Raw genomic sequence first — 18803 nt, 5'->3', positions numbered from 1 at the left:
CGCGATGGAAATTATAATGAAGCCGAAAAGATGTTGCTAACAGGGTTGAGCGCAGTAGCAGGTAGTGTCATAAAAATGCCACTAACCAAGGCCAGAATGTTCCTGGGTCTTTCTCATATCGCTGAAAAGAGAGGAGATCAGGAAGCGGCACTGAAATATTTAAAAGAATATATTAAGTTCAATAAGGAGGCTTTTGATGAAGAGAAGATCAATAGCATCCAAAGAGTGGAAGCACAATATCAATCTGAAAAAAAGGAACAGAAAATTGCATACTTACAGCAAGAAGCTGTCTTTACCAAAAAGCGGAATATTTTTTATATCCTGTTGGCATTAACGGGCATAACAGCATTGCTCTTTTTATTGAGGTCATACAATTATAAACTGAAAGCGTCAGTCAGAAAACAGGAACTCATCGACAAAGAAAAAGGAGCTGCAGAATTACGGGCGCAGCTGAAGGAAACAGAAGCCATGCAACTCCAGACAGAACAGGTTTTACTTAAGGAACGTCAGGNAACGWTYGSANARAGAGGTATTGGCAGGTAACCTACAGATGGAACAAAAAAATGAATTGCTGGAATTACTGTCGGGAAAGGTAAGCACTGATAGCCACCTTACACTCGATGAACAGATTAAGCGAATTATACATCAGCAGAAAAGGATAGACAAAGATTTCGAGGAGCTCAAAACTGATTTTTTTGAAAGTAATCCGATTTTCTTTGATAGGCTTCAAAAGAAAGCAAATCAAGCACTTACCCGCCTTGATTTGAAATATTGTGCTTATATCCTGATGGGTTTATCAAATAAAGAGGTGGCTATAAGACTTGGGATCGAGCCCAAAAGTATCCGTATGGCACGTTACCGAATCAAGCAAAAGTTTGGCCTTGATAAAGAAGATAATCTCGACAATTTTATCCGTTCTCAGGAATAATAGATGGAACACTTGTATTAATGGATGCATTAGTTTTTGTAGTTGTATTGTAGACGCAACTATTGGATGTAGTAGTCTGTATGTAGTCTCCAAATTCTTGGTTCAGGGTAGATAGAGAAATATTTTTGTAGTAAGTAAATATCTACCAATGAAAAACATAAAAGTATGCGGATTATTAATGCTGGTATGCCTGGCCTTTAACCTTAACGCCTTTGGCCAACAAGCAGAAAGGGTGATCAAATTAAAACTGACCGATCCTGAAACCAAAACCTCTCAGACCTATCTGTTGAATAATGTAGTGTATTCCTTCACAAAATCACAGGAGACCGGTTTAGCCAAAGATCCAGGTACTTGTGCTGTTAGTATCGATTTTAAGCAGGATATGGATCCATTTCTTTTAAAATGGATAGCCGGGGAAATTAAAGAGGCTGATGGATCGATAAGTATGGAAGCCACAGAGATTGGAAAGCCAACCAGAACAATAGCTTTTAAGGGGGGCACAAGCGGTAATGTTGCTGAGAGCTTTATGGCTAGTGACAGGACTTCGTACATCCAGATGTCTCTGTATGTTAGAGCGCTCATTATTGATGGAGTTGCAATTTATACCGAACAGAAAAAATAAATAAGATATTGTGTAGCGCTCGGTGCCTGGGGTAAGCGGCGGGATACTACTCTGTGTGTCCCGCCCGTCCAGGTAATTCACTACCAGCTATAAAATTAACCGGGATGCTTGCTGTCCTATCATCAGGGGATACAAATGGTTCGGTCACGGTATTATATCAACAGTTACTTTACAGGAGTATAACAGGTCTGTGCTCCAGTTAAGCTTGAGTTTAGCTGCCGTGATATCTGAGTGTTGGGCCTGCTCATAAAAAGCCATAACCGAACAATCCTTTAATTGTAAATGGAGGATTTAGATGATACAATATAGTCATAATCAGGCAACATGTTACAAGGATTATACATCAATAAAAATTAACTTGTAACACCGAAACGAACTATAACCGATCATCAAGAACAAAGATATGAATTCCGGAAACTCAACATTGGGCTAAAAAGCATTAAAAAATAAAGCCTGACAACTGCTGGTAAAGCGTGTCGATGAACTTTCCACAATGGCCTTAATTTTTATAAAAGATCTTCTATAATAATCATTAACCCTTAAATTTTAAACCATTATGAAAAAAGCAATTCAATTATCCCTGATTTTTTGCACCATTATTTTATGTGGCTCATGGACCAGCAAGACAGCCAAAGTACCATTCTCTGACGTTACCGTGTCCTTTGGAAATGGCACTTATTACAATGCAACGGTAACCGTTAGCAATTCTTCGGGCTATTATAGCTCTGTAACGGCCAGCCCGCATAGTTACGCGAGTTTATATGTACCTCAGGGAACTTATAATGTAAGGGTAGAGGTTGCCGCTCCTTATGATACACCTTATCATACCTACAATTATAACTTCTATTGCGGCTCGGCCTCTAAATATGGCAGCACTTTGGCTTATTTTGAGAATGTTGTAATTGATTATAGCATTAGCGTTATCGTTAACTAGCAGTATAGCCAATCTCGAATCACTATTGAGGGACAGTCTGGTATTTCAGCACTGTCCCTTTAAAGATACGTCGTCAATATTTATAGACTTTGGCAATCATCTTGGATCTCCTGAAAGATACTCACCAGTTACATTTTTGTAAGCGTCACTCGTGAAACGGCCTGCTTTACCATCAATTTTTATAATAGCACCTAATTTCACCAGCCAGCGTTGTAACTGCTCTGCTTTGGCAGCATATTTTAACGGCGAAAAACTTACTTCTTGCCCTAATTGCCTGGTTAGACGGATCCTGTCAATACCACCATCAATTAACTGTTTCTCAGTGAAGCGTCTTAAAATGACTGCCGCACCGCATTGGGCAGACACCGCATTAGGATCATAGTGTCCATCTGATACATATTTTCCTTTATTATAGTGATTGCTGAAGCTCCACAGATAGGGACTAGGAATAGGCTGCATTAAATTTCTGTAGCCAAACCCGTTGTATTGTTCCAGCTTATAAAGGATGCCGGGAATATCCCAATCAGGCCATTGCTCCAGCTTTTTAAGTTTAAGGGCATCTTGCGCACTAAATTCCCATGTATAAGGCGCGGTTCCACCAACAGGCCTGCCGGCTGGAACATGAACAGTTTTGGCTGTTAACGGATCACCGTTATGAAGATGGGTTTTAAAATTACAGTTGCCTTCCATATAATGTACAATGCCAATGAAATACCATGGTATATTTAATGGGAGTCCCACTGTATCATAACGGCTCTTACCGGCCAGAATCTTATTTACCACTGCATCTACAGTGACATATTTCTCTGACTTAATAATGCAGGTATCAAAAAGATATTGATACTGCGCCCTGAGCGCCGGATTGTAATTTATTTTTGACATGATAGGTTCTTGTCATCATTACCTAATTTAAGGATAATTTAGCGTAATTAAAATAATTATTGTGCTAACTGAATGACGCCATATTTAGTCAGCTAAATTAGCTATCTTGAATAACGATAAATGAATAGGTTTACAATTGAATTGTTATTTCATATTATTGGAATAGGTTCTGCATCTGGTTTATTTTTAAAGGATAATTCGCTTTATGTCATTGGAGACAATAGTTCATATTTCTATGAATATGAGCTCAAATCATCCTCATTAAAGCGTCATGTGCTAAGCGAATACCCGGCTGAAAATATAAAAAAAGAAATCAAACCGGATTTTGAGGCGTTAACCTCTTACGGAGATTCATTTTATCTTTTTGGATCAGGATCTACAGCAAACCGAACAAAAATGATTCAGCTAAATTCAGCTACTAAAGAAACGACTTCCGTTCTTGATTTATCTGCATTATACAAAAGTATGCAGGTATTAGCTGGATTAAACGTGGAAAATTTCAATATAGAAGGGGTAGTTTACACAGGAGATGCTTGGTATTTCTTTAATCGGGGCAATGGAAACTCCAGACGAAATATTGTTTTTACTGTTTATGGAAGGGATTTAGGGGGGAATGCTAAGATCACATTTTCGGAATTAAAGCTCCCTGTAATTAAAGGAATCCGCGCTGGTTTTACCGATGCCATTAATGTGGGGAATAAACTTTACTTTTTGGCGACAGCGGAAAATACGAATTCTACCTATAATGATGGTGAAATTTCAGGAAGCATGATAGGCTGCATTGACATCAAAACAATGGAAGTGGTATTCACCGAAGAAATCTCGGACCGGCATAAATTTGAGGGACTTACTTTACGGTATGACTCGGAGAACGAACTATCATTCCTTTTGTGTGAAGATAATGATAGCGATCAATTGGAGGCAGATATCTATCTGTTGAAGCTAAAACGTTAAGTCTGTAAATTCTAATACTTAGAAAGTACTGTTTACCTCGGTAGGTGCCTTRCNCRAMKYTCTTNYKTWMAGRAMTGAGAGAAATGAGAAAGGCTTTCAAATCCAAGTTCAAGGTAGATCGAAGATGGTTTCCTTTGCTTATTCTCAATAAGATGCCGGGCCTCCATCAACCGTTTTTCCTGTAGCCAGTGTCGGGGCGACATATTGAATGCCTTTTGAAAATCACGCTTGAAGCCGGCAAGGCTTCTTCCTGTTAATTGTGCAAATTTTTCAACGGGAACATTGAAATGAAAGTTGCTAAGCATGAATTTTTCCAGATCCATCTTATACGGCTCTGAGAAATCGAATAGAAAATCCTTGAGTTCAGGAAGTGTATGCAGTAGCAACTGAACTGCTTCTCTGACCTTGAGCATTCCCATATCCCTGGTGATCTTTTCTTCCGAATGACGTACATAGGGTATTATGGATTGAAAAAAGCCATGTAGGAAATCATTTTCCGGAATAAGAACGTTGGACGGACCAGTATATTTGTGCCCGGTATCTATTTGCTTCTCCAGGGCAACCTGCCGGAGCAAATCTTCCTTTAGGCAAATGATAATCGTTTGATAATCCTAACCTTCCAGCGGTGTTTTAGTAATTTCTCCCAACTGATTTTTCCGTATCAGCAGCATCTGGCCGCCTTTCATGGAAACCTTCTGGCTGGCGGTCTCCAGGGTAAACTGCCCCGAAACCTGTAACACTAATGTACTGTGCTCAAAAAATCCTACTTTCTCTTTTCTCTGAGCCGAGAAATAGGAATAAAAGATCACTCCAGGAATTATTTCAGTTGGATTGGTCATGATGTAAAGATATTAAAATAGGCGGGGCTTTGTAGCCCCGGCCATTATCGTTGCAAATAGGTGCCACCCAGGATCGCCCCAGGCGAAAACTGTGTGTTAAGGGCGTTAATCTCTTCCGGACTGAAAATGATCTCCATTGCTTGCATATTCTCCGGTAGTCTTGATCTGCGGCTCATGCTTACCAATGGCATAATATGTTCTCCCTGATTGTTGACCCAAGCAATCGCCAGTTGTGTCGGGGTGTACCCTTTTTCTTTTGCGATTTGTCTTAATACCTCAACTTTTTCCAGATTTTTAATGAGGTTCTCTCCTTGAAAACGTGTGAAGTGATTGTGGTGGTCATTAGCTGGAAGCGGTGCGGTCATCTCCCCGGTAAGCAAGCCTTCAGCGGTACTGGCAAACGCAACTACACCAATACCCAGTTCCTTGGCTGTTGGAAGCAGGTCGCTTTCTATCTGGCGATCGGCTAGTGAATACCCGATTTCCAATGCAGTTACAGGGTATATGCTATTCGCCTTCCGTAGTTGCACTGGGGTAATTTCAGAAACGCCAAGATGGCGTACCTTTCCTTCTTTGATCAGGTCAGCGACAGTTCCTATGATGTCTTCAATTGGTACACTGGCGTCAATTCTGCATGGCTGATAAAGATCAATAGTATCGATCCCCAAACGGACCAAAGAATAATTGATAAAATTCTTGATGGCTATTGGACGCAGGTCCAGACCGAGCCACTGACCATTGTAAAAGATCGCACCAAACTTAACACTGATGAACGCATCGTTCCTTCTGTTTTTGATCGCCTTTCCGATCAGCAGCTCGTTGTGTCCGCTGCCATAAAAGTCTCCTGTATTTAAGAAATTGATACCTTTATCTAATGCTTCCTGAATGGTAGCGATACTTTCCTTCTCATCATTTACCGGGCCTCCCCAAACCGAGGACATGCGCATGCAACCTAATCCGAGTTTAGACACCAGCGGACCATTTTTGCCGAGGGTTATTTTTGTGATCTGTTCCATAGCTGATAATTTACGTGTTAACGAATCAAAGATCATCACTTTTATTCACCTGCTATTTCCTATATGGCTCAATTTACTTGTCTGTAAGGCTCAACTTATCAGCAGTACAATTTCATTTAGGTAAATAAGTATCAAATAAAAATCCCCATAAAAATCTTAAATTCATAAATAAAACCACCGCTTATATGTTAAAGCAATTCTGCAAATACAACAATTGGGCAAATTCACTTTTGCTAGATGCCTTAAAAACAAATTCTCGTTCACTTCCGGAATCATGTATCATATTGTTCAGTCACATCGTAAATGCGCAAAAGATATGGGTTTGCAGAATTAGTGGCACTGCACCAAATATTGCTGTTTGGCAGGTAAACAATCTTGAAACATGCAGCATGCTACTCGAAGAAAGTTCAAATGCTTTGTCAAAAATAGAATACCTGGAAGCGACAGATTCCCCGATTATAAAATACACAACCTCAACAGCTGGCTATTTTGAAACATCCGTTAATGATATTTTGATGCACGTTTTTAATCATGGCACCTATCACCGTGCGCAAATAGCTAAAGAAATGAAGTTGCACAACATTAACCCTGTTAATACGGATTATATACAATTTGTGAGGTTACAATGATAATGACATCCTCATGAACGATCTATCCACTCAGCCTTTGCAACTCAATAAACGCACGCTAATAGTAGATATACTACGAGGTTGGGCACTTTTTGGGGTAGTTTTAATGAACTATTACGATTTTTTTACACTTGACAAAAATTTTGAAACCTTTAAGCCCGATACTTTAACGAGCATATTAATGTATGTTGCGAAGACCGTTTTCGCAGCTAAATCATGGACGATGCTCAGTCTCTTATTTGGCTATGGTTTTGCTGTTTTAATGAACAATGTTAGCAAGAAAGGGGACAATCCATATGGCTTTTTTGCAGGGCGGATGTTCTGGCTTTTGTTATTAGCGTTAATTAATAGTGCCATCTTCTTTGGTGATATCCTGAAAGATTATGCTATTTTAGGACTGCTACTGTTGCTCTTTTATCGAAGTTCAGCCAAAACCACTTTTATCGTAAGCATAATTTTGTTGTTATCCATTCCGGCGCTTCATTCTTATGTCAGCTCATTGAATGATGCGGGTTCAAAAGAGTTCGGCTCATTATTTTACCTGTATAAAAGCAATAATTTAGCGGATGTGCTGTGGTTTGGGCTTAAAGGCACCTATCTTGCCTTGATGATCAGTAAGCCCTATCTGTATACTGTTCATGTAGTGATGTTCTGTTGTTTTTTATGGGGATTTACGTTATACAGAATTAATTTCCTTGCTGATCTTAAATTTAAGAGAAAATACATCATACGAACATTCTGGATTTCATTGGGAATTACCTTGCTGCTCACGGCTTTTTTCCTGATTGCTAAAGAGTTAAAATGGACAACTAAAAAGTATTATAACATGCAATACTGGCTAATTTTAAGTACAATGATATGTATTTGCTGCACAATATGCTGGTTGTACATTGCTGATAAATGCAAACGCTTTTTTGCAAGTTTAGCGGTGATGGGGAGAATGACCTTAACCAATTATATGATGCAAAATCTGATCGGAATGCTCATCTTCTCTGGTTTTGGATTAGGTATTTGGAACACTCAACCAATCTGGTTTTATCTGGTACTTGCAATAGGTATTTATACCTTACAGGTTTATTTTAGCTATTGGTGGTTATCCCGCTATAATTATGGACCAATAGAGTGGATCTGGCGCCAATTAAGCTACAGAAAACGTTTACCATTAAAAAAATAATATCCAATTTTCATTTTGATAAAGATGTCATGAGATTTTAATTAGAAGATAAAGTGGTGTCTAATGGTATTAAATAATCTTGTGTTTTAATTCTTTATATCTTGACCTCCCAATAGGTAATATTTCGCCATTTTTAAGTTCAAGCAGATATTTACTGCCGGAATTTACAATGATTTCTTTCGCTTGATTAATCGCTACAATGTAAGATTTATGAATGCGCTCAAAGGAATCTGGAAGCAACTGTTCCAATTTTTCGAGCGATTTATCATGAAGTACTTTCTTTCCGCTAAGTAAATGCAATTCGGTATAAATACCAGCGCCTTTGATGTACCGAACTTCTTTAATATCAATCAATACAATGGAACCGGCCTTTTTAACAGCCAGGTATTCAAGTTTACCTTCGGATTTTGGCCCCGAAGTAGATAGACGTCTGAATGCAAGGTGGAGGCGTTCCTGATCAAAGGGTTTAGGAACAAAATCCAACACTCCGTAGGCAAAAGCTGTAATCGCTTTTTCTGTATAAGCCGATATAATGATCGTATGAAAAGCCCTGGCGGTAACACTTTTAAGCAAATCGAAACCATCCTCACCATTTAAATTCAGATCCAGCAACAACAGATCAGGTGTATGTTGACTCAAATATTTAATACCACCATTAACGGATTCACAAACCACAAGATTTTGAATCGTTGATCCAAAGAATTCCCGACTCATCCGCGCTACCCTTTTGGCAATCCTTGCCTCATCTTCAACGAGAAGTATATTCATCATCTAATATGTATTTTTATACATGTAAGCCAGCCTTCTGGTACGGCCTGCGATTCAAAAGTCCATTGATCACCGTAGCTTTCAGTTAACCTTGCAGCAATGTATTGAAAACCGGTTCCTGTTTTTCTATCAATTCCCTTTTTTCTGTTCCGGGCAATGGTAAGCACCTTATATTGCTTGTTGGCCCCTTGTTTTTCAAAGCTCAGTTTAAAAATAATTATCTTATCAGCGCTCGGCATACTATGGGTAATGCCATTCTCCAAAATGGTATGGATAATTGCCGGGGGAATCAAATCTTGTTCATCGATACCTGATTGTTCCCACACATAAGTAATTTCCTTTCTAAACTGCATAACCTTCAGATGTGCTTTACAAAGTGCTATTTCTTTGGCGACCGGAATTAAAGTGTCTTCACCAATTTGATTTAAAATATCAAACTCTTTTGCCAGTGCCTGAATAAAAACAACACCGTCTTTGGGCGATTCCTCTATCCAATCGATCATGGAAGTCAGCGTATTTTTTATAAAATGCGGCTGAATATTTTTCTTCAGCAATTCCAATTTTAATCTCGAAGAAAGTAATAAAGAAGACTGGTGTTCTTTCTCCAGTAGTTTAGCCCTTATGGTGTGCAAATAAAGCATAGACAATACAATAAGGGTATAACATATGAAAAGAAAAAAATCATAGACGATAAATGCACTCGCTACTGCACTCATCAGTAAGCCAACAAATACTACCCAAGCACCCTTTACCTTTCTAAATAACGCATTTACTACGATAATGAGCGAGAAAAACCACATGGTGTAACTAAACAACATGGCTGTCCAGTCGTAATGTCTGAAATTATCGATGTAAATCCAGATCAGCACCAGTAATTGTAGACCTAAAAGCCAGAACTTCTTTTTAAAGTAAAACTGAATTGTAAAATAGAAAGGGACAAGAAGAGAAATGGCAAATGTAAGCCAGCCAACTATTTCCAACCGTGTGTAAAAGTAGTTGTAAGGAATGGTAATATAAAACTTCACATGTTCGACCCCCAGCAGCGCAAAGAAAAGCAGACAAATGATTCCAAAAATTAGAACATCAAGCTCTTTACGACTGCTGTTAATGTACAGAAAGAAATAATAGAAGGCAGCTACAAGGAATGCGCCTGCCATTAGATTTATATATGAAGTGGCCATCAGGGGTCGCTGAATCATCGCTTTATAATATTGTAGCTTAACATCGACTCCTCTTAATTCCTCCGTGCTAAAATGTTGCGAAGTTCTTAAGGCCAATGTATGTAAACCGGATCTAGCCAGAGAATCAGGTAGCAAAAAATCGCTCAACTCGGTACCTGGAACCTCATAGGCTCTATCTTTTGCAAACTCACCGTTTTTACCAACGAATACACCATCCCAGTAAACATCGAAGGAACCAAAACTGTGAACCCCTAAACCAACAGGAATACTATCTTTAATATCTCGGTCTGTTATGCGTACGTTAACTCTTGACCAAAAAACGCTAGTCTTTGGATTCCGTTCCTTATCCCAGCTATTGGCATCATAGTTCTTTTCTCCCCAGCTCAAATCGTCACCGCTTTTAAAGACGGCCTCTGTATATTCATAATGAATATCCTGTTTACAGGATGACAGAAAGAGAGGTAGTATGAATAAGAAGCGAAATTTAACCATGATGTAAAGTTAAACTGAATATAAGACAGAAAAATGTATTTCAGAAGGATATAGAGCTGTTGGCATGTTTTATTGTGGTTTTGAATTGCTGCAATCTTAATCTTGCCTCATGAAAAAACTGCTCATCATTATCATTACTTGTGTTGTAAGCATTACGACTAATGCACAACAAAACAATCAACTGCCATCAAAGGGATCGGTAAATGGTAAATTAACTGACCAAGCAAAACTCGCACTGCCTTATGTAACTATTCAGGTTAAAAATGCCCTTGGAAAACTTATTTTAAGCAGCATTAGCAATGAGAAAGGAGAATTTCTTTTAGAAGGATTGCCGGAAGAAAATGTCATAGTGGAATTTAACCTAATAGGCTATAAGACCTTAAGTCGAAACGTTGTGCTAAATCCTTCAGCCTATAAACTGGATATTGGAAATATTAGCCTTATACAAGATGCAACTGTTTTAAAAGAAGTTTCAGTGACTGTAGAAAAAAGTATGATTACTTTAAAACTGGGTAAAAAGGTCTTTGAGGTTGGAAAAGACATCTTATCTCAAAGTGGTTCGGTTAACGATATATTAAACAGCGTACCATCTGTAGCAGTAAATCCTGAAGGCGCAGTAAGTTTACGAGGCAATAGCAATGTGATGGTATTAATTAATGGTCGCCGTTCGGGATTAACACAAAGCAATNTCRSWMGATCAAATCCCTGCCGGTCTAATTGATAAGATTGAGGTTATTTCCAATCCTTCTTCCCGTTACGATGCCGGAGGATCTGCCGGAATTATCAACATCATACTTAAAAAGAATAAAATCGGTGGGCTTAATGGCCAGCTAAAGGTGGTAGGGGGGCTTCCAAATGATAACCGGATAAATCCCAGTTTGAATTATAAGTCTGATAAAATTAATCTGTTCTCTACTCTGGGTACGCGCTTGTCAGATTACGACGSKYTYTWCMGMWSTWAKCWRWKCRTYWTCGAWRAYGNWWYRRYTRCKKYTSTWAAMWCMRWCRYARKMTGAMRASCGNCRTRMYSAKRGYANARWWSAKMTWWCWRKSMGYTGNSWATYTWAYTANAYMCRCACAWTNNAMAATGNCWSMRRMMWAMTWTAMWAWYGMKAYSMAAKATYANNTKWSRWMRCSTKKTTARAKTANSRMYRYAGNCANKSTATWGTSTGGATAGCAACCTAACCAGAAATGGTGAATCCCGAGAGAAAAGAGATTACAATCAGTTGGAATTTAACTACACACGCACATTCGAAAATGCACAAAAAAAATATACTATTGATATGCAATATGATTTTTGGAATAGCAACAAAACATGGGCTTTGGCTACAGAGAAACATGTTCCACATCCTGAAGCTTTGCCGGGTATAAGAACCAGTTCGGTCGGTGGTAGCAAGGATTTCTTGCTTCAAACAGATTTAGAACAACCACTAACCGAAAAATCGATACTTGAACTGGGCCTAAAACTTGAGAACCGAAAAGTAACCAGTGATTTTAATGCGGAACAACAACAAGGAGATCAATGGGTTACCTACAAAAACATTAACAATAAACTTCAGTACAATGAATTGATTGGCAGTGGCTATGCTCAATTCAGCAATAAAGGCAAGAAGTTTTCTTATATGTTGGGCTTGCGGTCAGAGCTTACCGAAATTAGTATTGAAGATCGGCTAGGGGACTACCAAAATAAAAAAAAATACATCCGCATATTTCCGACACTTAACCTGAGCTATCAGTTCAACGAAGTAACAACGACGCAGTTTAGCTATAGCAAAAGAATTAATCGCCCTTCTTTATGGATGTTGTATCCATTTAATGAACTTACAGATCTTAATGCTCAATTCATTGGCAATCCTGCTCTAAACCCTTCGTATGCGGATGTACTGGAACTTGGTTTATTGAAGCATTGGGGAGATTTAACCTTTAATCCTTCTATCTACTACCAGAATAACTCTGATATTATCCAAATGTACACCTATCGGAACACAGATGTATTCTATACCATTCCAGTTAATATTGAACGTGAGATCAGACACGGGCTTGAACTTTCATTACTTTATAATCCCTTGAAATGGTTACAGTTGAATGCCGAATTAAATGGTTATGGGTTCGAGCAAAAAGGATTTTATCTGGGTCAGGATTTTAATTTTAAAGGAAATGCCCTAACAGGAAGGTTTAGTACTCAAGCAAAAATATCAACGATGATGAATTTACAGTTGCGCTACAATTACACAGGTGCAACAACCAATGCACAAAGCCATACCTGGTCTGTTCATTATCTGGATTTCGGCCTAAGCAGAAATGTACTGAAAGATAAAATGACAATTACTTTAGATGGAACTAACGTACTCAATACACGTAAAACTAAAACTTTAACCACTGGCGATAATTACATTTATAATCAACTAAGTAACCCCAATGCTTCACGTTATCGCTTAACTGTGGTTTATCGTTTTAATCTTAAAGATAGCCAATCGATTAGACAGGCAAAAAGCGGAAATAGAAACTAAAATATCATAAGGACTCATTTTTTTTGACTTTTTCATAGATTGCAGCTTAAAAAAAATTGTCAGGCATGAAAACGTTAACCAAAGAAGATCAAGAAGCTATAACACCAATAATGGCACTAAATTTATTGGCAGAGGGAAATAAACGATTTGTTAACAACCTGAAAATCAACCGAAATCTTTTACAGCAAGCGAATGAAACCTCGGATGGTCAACATCCCTTCGCGATAATTTTAAGTTGTATAGACAGTCGCACATCTGCGGAATTAATTTTTGACCAGGGTTTGGGTGATATTTTCAGTATCCGGATCGCCGGTAACATTCTCAACGAGGACATTTTAGGAAGCATGGAATTTGGCTGCAGGCTGGCCGGCGCAAAAATTATCGTTGTTCTGGGCCACACCAGGTGCGGAGCAATTAAAGGCGCCTGCGATCATATCGAGATGGGCAACCTCACTTCTTTGCTATCGAAAATCAGGCCCGCTGTGGATGATGAGCTGACAATAAAAGAGAACCGCAATTCAAACAACAGCGAATTTGTTGAGAAGGTAGCCGCTATAAATGTTAATAGGTCTGTTAAATCAATATTGGAGCGCAGCCCCATTCTCAAAGAAATGGTAGAAGGAGGCCAAATCGGAATCATCGGGGGTCTTCATGATATCACCACGGGAATAGTAACCTTCTATCCGTGAACGACAAACTTGGGCTAAAAATGAAAAAAAAATATAGATTTGTGAAATGATAAATGCTCGTTTTATGGATATAAGGTATATTAAGAATGCAATAATATGTGCTGTTCTCATGTGTGGATTGCTATCATGTGGAGTTAACAGAAAAGATGCAGATAAAAGTATTGCTCCTGCCAATGTTCAATTGATAAACCCTGCCTTACCTGGAGACAATCCGGATCCTTCAATTATAAGAATAGGCAAGGTTTACTATGCTACATCAACTACAAATGAATGGGCGCCTTATTTTACCATATATAAATCGGTAGATCTGAAGAACTGGGTATTGGTCAATCATGTTTTCCCGGAAGGGTTTAAAGATATGAAGGATCAGTGGGGAGAAAATAATTTCTGGGCTTCAGAACTAGCTTATGATGCAGAACAGAATAGAGTTTATGCCTATTATACTGCGCATAACAGGAAAGTCAAAGGAAATCCGGGCTTGCAGTGCGGCGTAGCCTGGATAGATGCCAATAAAATCGAAACGGGCAAATTCACAGACAATGGTCCTGTAATTATAGAAGATGACTGCGGGGCAATTGATGCTTTCGAATTTCAAGACAAGGGGAAAATTTATGCCTTCTGGAAAAATGACGGAAATGGTTGCGGGAAGGAAAGCTGGATATGGGTGCAGGAAATAAATGAAAGCCGCACCAAATTGCTGGGTGAGAAAAGAAAAGTATATACAAACAGTCAACCTTGGGAAACCGCTCTGGTAGAGGGTGCTTGTTTCTTTAGAATGGGTGAATACATTTATAGTTTATACGCGGTAGGAGGGTGTTGTGATGCCAAGTGTAACTATAAAACCGGAATTGCCCGTACAAAAGATCTGGCAGCAGGAAAATGGGAGAAGTATGATAAGAACCCTGTAATGGTTAGCAATGACCGCTGGAACTGTCCTGGTCACGGCACGGTGGTAGAATCTGCAGACAACCGATTCTTTATGCTTTACCATGCATTCAATAAAAACTATGATGTATTTGTAGGCAGGGAAGGCATACTTGAGGAATTAAAAATGGGGCCTGATGGCTGGCCGGTTCTTCACAATGCAACCATTCCAAACAGACCAAAAGTAGAACTGGATTTTTATGACGATTTTAAAAAAGACAAGAAACTGAACCTAGCCTGGCAATGGCCATCGAAATTGCCAAAGCCTGATATGACCTTCAATAATGGGCTTAATCTGGCATCTACAAGCGAGAATCACGAGTTGGGAACATTTTTAGGTCAGTATATTAAAACCGTGAATTTCAGCATTAGCGCGGAAGTGGTCCTTAGCGAGGCACAAGGTGGGGTTTGTTTCGCTGGAGCCATTTTCAAAAGTAAATGGCCGGGTGAATTAGGTGGAATTGGAATAACAGCTGCCGAGGATGGCATAACAGTATATAATAATCTTGAAGGAAAATACCTTATACTCAAACAAGTCAAAGAGCGATCTCAGGGCCTGATTGAATTGAAAATGCAGATCAGCGAAGGAGGAAAACAAATTGGTTTCTTTTATAAAAGGGCCCAATCAGAATGGGTGAATTTCCATACTGTAACATTCGATGCCTCAAAATATGCACCATGGGGAATGGGGTATAGGGCTGGTATTGTAGCTAAAGGTTCAGGTCAGAAAGCGATTTTCAATTCTTTTGAATTGAAAAATAATTAAAGGGTAATGCCACCTAATCCCCCCTTAGTTCTACAACGATCCTTTGTCCTTTGCTTTTAAATAGTTCAGCAGGAAACTTAAATTCAACTCTTTTCAGATTGTCTACTTTCATATCATAGTCTAACGGAGGAGGATTTTCGGAAACCACCATGATCAGGACGCCCTTGGGCTGCTTGATCATGACTTTTAGGGTTTTTCCTTTTTGCTTTAGCAGAACTCCACCTTCTATGATTTCGGCATCTGCCTGGGTCATCATCGCCCAGGTTACGTTTTTTGTCTGTTCAGAAAACTCCAGTATATCGGTGATTTCAAGACTTTGATCTCCCGTCCGCTTAAAATCTCTTTTAGCGCTCTTTAGCTGCCCCTTGAATACTGCAGAAAGATCAAAACCTGCCTGAGGACGGTTATCTTTACCTTTATAGTAGCTTAATGGTGCAAAACCCTTAGCCACGTGCAGTTCATCATTGACCGTCAGCGTACTGTGACCGAAATTGTTCTTGCTCAGCAAAGTCCAGCGCTTGCTTTGCTGACTGCTGTCCCATAACCCGCTGACTCCTATAGCTTGCTCCAGCTGAAAGTAGTTCTGCATCCCCAAGTCTACAGCCCACCTGACCCCATATAGGTCAAACACAAAGGAACCGGCATCCATGTTGCCATGGTTTAAACTTGCTGCACCACCTTTGGCCCCAAGAAAATACCCATTAGGATCAGCCTTTCCTCCGCCAAATACAACAATCGGATTGATTCCATCACCTTTATAATTTGCAGGTAATGACTTCACTGTGGATTTTTTATGTTTTGCCAGCCAGGTCAGAACCATCCCGTTAAATTTGGAACTGTTATAGCCACTGGTAGCAGACTTTGTTAGGGCCCCTAGAAATTTTTCGCTATCAAAATAGACATCATTGCCTGTCTTATTCGCAAACCACAACAGCAATTCCTGGTTCTCCAGACCTTCATCTCCACCGCTGCCAGAATCAAAATAATTGAAATACAGCCCACTTGAACCCACCAGTTTCTTCACAAAAAGCGCACTATTGACAAATCCAGGTGTATTGGAAATGCCAAAATCAGTTCCAAAAGCACTTTCAAGAACATTAATTGTAATTAATGTATAACTGGTGCCATAGGACCAGTAAGATGCCCCTTCAGGATAAGCCCCGTCTGGTGCATATGCCTTGAGTGCTCTTGGAATGTTGTGGAGCATTCTGGAAATCAATAGTGCGGCTAAAGCAGGATCCTGATCTGCAATCATTACAGCAGCCGATGTAATGCCACCGTGGCACACCTGGTTCCAATTGTTGTCCACTTTTACCCAACCATTGAATTTTTCATTCAAACTGGGTTTTATGGCTTTACTTATCAGAGCATCCTTTACCAGTTGGATCGTAGATTCCGGCAGGTCGCCGAGTGTCCAGTCCAGCCCGATGGAGACGCCATAGGCCATTTCTCCAACATCCAGGAAATGGCTTGGATTCCAGTCTGAAAAATTGCAGATGTTTAGCAATTCGGTATTTATACGATCCAAGAATCGCTTTTCTTTTGATATGGCATAAACTGCGGCGAGAGTGCCAATCCGTGCAATTGCTTGTCTGGATACTCCAAGCAATCTCCTGCCTTCCAGCTTTCTTTCCAGAACCGGGAGATCCAACAGAGCCACCGCATTTTTATAAAGATATGCGTAATAAGCTTTGGTAATTTCATCTTTGTCTACAGCCTTTTTGATCTGTGTTAAACTTTCAGCAGTAAGGATCAGTCTCGGGCCGTTTTTTCTGAGGTTTTGTTTTACCCATGCTAGAGTAACTTCTCTGGTTTCGCCCACAGGTTTTTGAGCGGCGCCTATCAATGGAATGCAGAGTGTCAGAAGAAGAATTGCGAGGATCGATTTCATATTCCAAATTACGTTTTTCTGTTGACAATCGCACTCACCCGCCAAATACCCGTATTACCTCTGCTTTGACTAGGATCAGCGCTAATCCCACAGGGTTCCATCCAGCCCCAGTATAATGCCGATCCAAAGTGCAAATAGAGAAAGCAGTATTGCCGGGATCCACAAAATAATCTTGTTCAGTCCGAGTCTCGTGCCAAATCTTACTGTAAAATAACTGGAGAGCCCTGCAACAGCACCTGCTGATGGCACTACCAGCAGAGGTCTGATTCTCCAGTTGTCTGGCCATGCCGGATTCTGCTGACCAACACCGAATACAAAAAAGGAGATGATTGCAAGGCCTATCATTGCACCCAGCAAAACGAATCTGATTAATCTTGGTACTGATGGCTGGGCTGGAGAGTGTTGATGATTTTTCATACAGATCACTTTTTAAACATACTATAAATATAATAAAAAGTACTTTGTTTTTCAAAGTAAATTCTTTTATTTTTTAGAGCCCGATTGCTTTAGTTGATTCAGTAGGATAGGTGTAATAGATTAATGTCAATTATAAGTAAAGCTGACCTTCCATCACAATCGTAGAAGAGCCGCTAACCCAGATACCGTCATTAGCTACATTTACGCGGATTGTAGATGGATGTTCTACGTATTTTCCTTGCAGGATCTTATAGTCTCTGTTTTTTTCAATGTAGCCAAGCGTTTCAAGATATCCTGCCAGTGGTCCTGCAGCTGTCCCTGTGGCAGGATCTTCGTCGATTCCAATTCCGGGATTAAAAAATCTTGTTTCTGCCAGATAATTATTTTCAATGCCATTTACAGTAAATAAATAACAACCTTCAAAATCAAATTTTTCAGATAGGSMWKWSMRTMRKGATTTATTAGAAACAGCATTTTTAAGTGTTTCCAAATCTTTCACAGGAACCATTAAATGAGGAACTTCTGTTTGCACGATATTGATGTCCCAGGCATTCAAGTCAAAGTCAGTAGTCTTTAATCCCAGTGCGTTGGATAGGAGGTTGGCCGGCACTTTGCCGATTATTTTAGCCGGGCTTTGCTTCATAGCAACATAAGGCAGTTTTGATTCCTCAGTGATTTTTAAAGGGATAGGGGTATCCTTTATCAATACCCAGGGCGCCCCTTGTTGATTTTTAAAGATATCCCATTTTTTTAATAATGCCAGACAGACGGCGCCCAAAAGATTATGCCCTGCACCTGCAACCTCAAATTTTGCCGGGGTAAAAGATCGTACTTTAAAAACACCTTCTTCCTCTGAATAATTTACAAAGGAAGTTTCAGAATAGCCGAATTCCCTTGATATATCGTGGTACTGACTAAGGCTAAGCTCATTTTCTATATAAACAACTGACAATTGATTTCCCTTAAACCGTTGATCTGTAAAAACGTCTAATACATAATAATCCAGTCTTTTCATATTTTTGATGGTTGATGATTAATAGCTCAAAATTAGAAATTACTGGGCTTTTTTAATTATTGGTTAACAAAGGGTAACCGGTAACCTTTAGGTAACTAGCAAGAGTGAAGATTAGGCCATTGCTGGTCTATGAGTACTGAACTCTCGTTAAGTGTATCGGGCAATAGGTCTC

General features: G+C 39.4%; 16 protein-coding genes and 3 pseudogenes. 10 read left to right on the top strand and 9 right to left on the bottom strand.

Going from position 1 to position 18803, the window contains the following annotated elements; all coding sequences use genetic code 11:
* Nucleotides 1-550: 550 nt before the first annotated feature.
* The 3 genes from N824_RS34250 to N824_RS13110 all read left to right on the top strand — a co-directional run bounded on the left by N824_RS34250 (nt 551) and on the right by N824_RS13110 (nt 2484).
* Nucleotides 551-928, top strand: coding sequence for a LuxR C-terminal-related transcriptional regulator (locus N824_RS34250; RefSeq protein ID WP_235207112.1), 378 nt, complete (start codon nt 551-553; stop codon nt 926-928).
* 148 nt (nt 929-1076) lie between these two features.
* Nucleotides 1077-1550 carry a hypothetical protein gene (locus tag N824_RS13115; RefSeq protein WP_048905590.1) on the top strand — a complete coding sequence of 158 codons (474 nt, stop codon included), beginning with the start codon at nt 1077-1079 and terminating at the stop codon, nt 1548-1550.
* A 556-nt stretch (nt 1551-2106) separates the two neighbouring features.
* Complete coding sequence (locus N824_RS13110; RefSeq protein WP_048905589.1) at nt 2107-2484, top strand: hypothetical protein; 378 nt, start codon at nt 2107-2109, stop codon at nt 2482-2484.
* Nucleotides 2485-2580: 96 nt separating this feature from the next.
* On the opposite strand, the gene N824_RS13105 is transcribed toward N824_RS13110, so the two are convergent.
* Nucleotides 2581-3366, bottom strand: coding sequence for a hypothetical protein (locus N824_RS13105; RefSeq protein ID WP_048905588.1), 786 nt, complete (start codon nt 3364-3366; stop codon nt 2581-2583).
* Between the two features lie 120 nt (nt 3367-3486).
* Between N824_RS13105 and N824_RS13100 the strand changes: the two genes are divergently transcribed.
* Complete coding sequence (locus N824_RS13100; RefSeq protein ID WP_048905587.1) at nt 3487-4320, top strand: hypothetical protein; 834 nt, start codon at nt 3487-3489, stop codon at nt 4318-4320.
* A gap of 32 nt (nt 4321-4352) precedes the next feature.
* On the opposite strand, the pseudogene N824_RS13095 reads toward N824_RS13100, so the two are convergent.
* The 3 genes and pseudogenes from N824_RS13095 to N824_RS13090 all read right to left on the bottom strand — a co-directional run bounded on the left by N824_RS13095 (nt 4353) and on the right by N824_RS13090 (nt 6175).
* Nucleotides 4353-4895, bottom strand: a pseudogene (locus tag N824_RS13095) (helix-turn-helix domain-containing protein).
* 36 nt (nt 4896-4931) lie between these two features.
* On the bottom strand, nt 4932-5159 hold the full coding sequence (locus N824_RS34245; protein WP_235207111.1) for a hypothetical protein: 228 nt from the start codon (nt 5157-5159) through the stop codon (nt 4932-4934).
* A 44-nt stretch (nt 5160-5203) separates the two neighbouring features.
* Entirely contained in the window at nt 5204-6175 is a 972-nt protein-coding gene (locus N824_RS13090) for an aldo/keto reductase (RefSeq protein ID WP_048905586.1), read from the bottom strand.
* A 185-nt stretch (nt 6176-6360) separates the two neighbouring features.
* Between N824_RS13090 and N824_RS13085 the strand changes: the two genes are divergently transcribed.
* Together N824_RS13085 and N824_RS13080 are read left to right on the top strand one after the other, a co-directional pair.
* Nucleotides 6361-6804, top strand: a complete 444-nt coding sequence (locus N824_RS13085) for a DinB family protein (protein ID WP_048905585.1) — start codon at nt 6361-6363, stop codon at nt 6802-6804.
* Between the two features lie 13 nt (nt 6805-6817).
* Nucleotides 6818-7978 carry a DUF418 domain-containing protein gene (locus N824_RS13080; protein WP_048905584.1) on the top strand — a complete coding sequence of 387 codons (1161 nt, stop codon included), beginning with the start codon at nt 6818-6820 and terminating at the stop codon, nt 7976-7978.
* 69 nt (nt 7979-8047) lie between these two features.
* On the opposite strand, the gene N824_RS13075 is transcribed toward N824_RS13080, so the two are convergent.
* Entirely contained in the window at nt 8048-8749 is a 702-nt protein-coding gene (locus N824_RS13075) for a LytTR family DNA-binding domain-containing protein (protein ID WP_200869877.1), read from the bottom strand.
* Complete coding sequence (locus N824_RS13070) at nt 8746-10419, bottom strand: histidine kinase (RefSeq protein ID WP_200869876.1); 1674 nt, start codon at nt 10417-10419, stop codon at nt 8746-8748. The genes N824_RS13075 and N824_RS13070 overlap by 4 nt, the downstream gene beginning before the upstream one ends.
* A gap of 109 nt (nt 10420-10528) precedes the next feature.
* Here N824_RS13070 and N824_RS13065 point away from each other — a divergent pair, with 109 nt between their 5' ends.
* From N824_RS13065 to N824_RS13050, 4 genes and pseudogenes are all read left to right on the top strand, one after another.
* Entirely contained in the window at nt 10529-11140 is a 612-nt protein-coding gene (locus N824_RS13065) for a carboxypeptidase-like regulatory domain-containing protein (protein WP_048905582.1), read from the top strand.
* Between the two features lie 334 nt (nt 11141-11474).
* A pseudogene (locus N824_RS13060) lies at nt 11475-12929 on the top strand (outer membrane beta-barrel family protein).
* A gap of 65 nt (nt 12930-12994) precedes the next feature.
* Nucleotides 12995-13618, top strand: a complete 624-nt coding sequence (locus N824_RS13055) for a carbonic anhydrase family protein (RefSeq protein ID WP_048905581.1) — start codon at nt 12995-12997, stop codon at nt 13616-13618.
* A gap of 64 nt (nt 13619-13682) precedes the next feature.
* Nucleotides 13683-15308, top strand: coding sequence for a glycoside hydrolase family 43 protein (locus N824_RS13050; protein WP_161662312.1), 1626 nt, complete (start codon nt 13683-13685; stop codon nt 15306-15308).
* 13 nt (nt 15309-15321) lie between these two features.
* Here N824_RS13050 and N824_RS13045 read toward each other — a convergent pair whose 3' ends face one another.
* The 3 genes and pseudogenes from N824_RS13045 to N824_RS13035 form a co-directional block, all read right to left on the bottom strand.
* Nucleotides 15322-17199 carry a heparinase II/III family protein gene (locus N824_RS13045; RefSeq protein WP_048905579.1) on the bottom strand — a complete coding sequence of 626 codons (1878 nt, stop codon included), beginning with the start codon at nt 17197-17199 and terminating at the stop codon, nt 15322-15324.
* Between the two features lie 81 nt (nt 17200-17280).
* On the bottom strand, nt 17281-17616 hold the full coding sequence (locus tag N824_RS13040; RefSeq protein ID WP_048905578.1) for a hypothetical protein: 336 nt from the start codon (nt 17614-17616) through the stop codon (nt 17281-17283).
* A 130-nt stretch (nt 17617-17746) separates the two neighbouring features.
* Nucleotides 17747-18631, bottom strand: a pseudogene (locus N824_RS13035) (PhzF family phenazine biosynthesis protein).
* Nucleotides 18632-18803 lie beyond the last annotated feature (172 nt).

The sequence above is a fragment of the Pedobacter sp. V48 genome, assembly GCF_000523515.1.
Lineage (GTDB): Bacteria > Bacteroidota > Bacteroidia > Sphingobacteriales > Sphingobacteriaceae > Pedobacter.
This window is presented reverse-complemented; position numbering and strand designations above follow the sequence as displayed.

Coding starts and splice junctions, on each gene's coding strand:
- N824_RS13110 (WP_048905589.1), top strand. CDS start 2,107: ATGAAAAAAGCAATTCAATTATCCCTGATTTTTTGCACCATTATTTTA.
- N824_RS13045 (WP_048905579.1), bottom strand. CDS start 17,199: ATGAAATCGATCCTCGCAATTCTTCTTCTGACACTCTGCATTCCATTG.
- N824_RS34245 (WP_235207111.1), bottom strand. CDS start 5,159: ATGACCAATCCAACTGAAATAATTCCTGGAGTGATCTTTTATTCCTAT.
- N824_RS13055 (WP_048905581.1), top strand. CDS start 12,995: ATGAAAACGTTAACCAAAGAAGATCAAGAAGCTATAACACCAATAATG.
- N824_RS13090 (WP_048905586.1), bottom strand. CDS start 6,175: ATGGAACAGATCACAAAAATAACCCTCGGCAAAAATGGTCCGCTGGTG.
- N824_RS13050 (WP_161662312.1), top strand. CDS start 13,683: ATGGATATAAGGTATATTAAGAATGCAATAATATGTGCTGTTCTCATG.
- N824_RS13105 (WP_048905588.1), bottom strand. CDS start 3,366: ATGTCAAAAATAAATTACAATCCGGCGCTCAGGGCGCAGTATCAATAT.
- N824_RS13070 (WP_200869876.1), bottom strand. CDS start 10,419: ATGGTTAAATTTCGCTTCTTATTCATACTACCTCTCTTTCTGTCATCC.
- N824_RS34250 (WP_235207112.1), top strand. CDS start 551: ATGGAACAAAAAAATGAATTGCTGGAATTACTGTCGGGAAAGGTAAGC.
- N824_RS13115 (WP_048905590.1), top strand. CDS start 1,077: ATGAAAAACATAAAAGTATGCGGATTATTAATGCTGGTATGCCTGGCC.
- N824_RS13080 (WP_048905584.1), top strand. CDS start 6,818: ATGAACGATCTATCCACTCAGCCTTTGCAACTCAATAAACGCACGCTA.
- N824_RS13040 (WP_048905578.1), bottom strand. CDS start 17,616: ATGAAAAATCATCAACACTCTCCAGCCCAGCCATCAGTACCAAGATTA.
- N824_RS13100 (WP_048905587.1), top strand. CDS start 3,487: ATGAATAGGTTTACAATTGAATTGTTATTTCATATTATTGGAATAGGT.
- N824_RS13085 (WP_048905585.1), top strand. CDS start 6,361: ATGTTAAAGCAATTCTGCAAATACAACAATTGGGCAAATTCACTTTTG.
- N824_RS13075 (WP_200869877.1), bottom strand. CDS start 8,749: ATGATGAATATACTTCTCGTTGAAGATGAGGCAAGGATTGCCAAAAGG.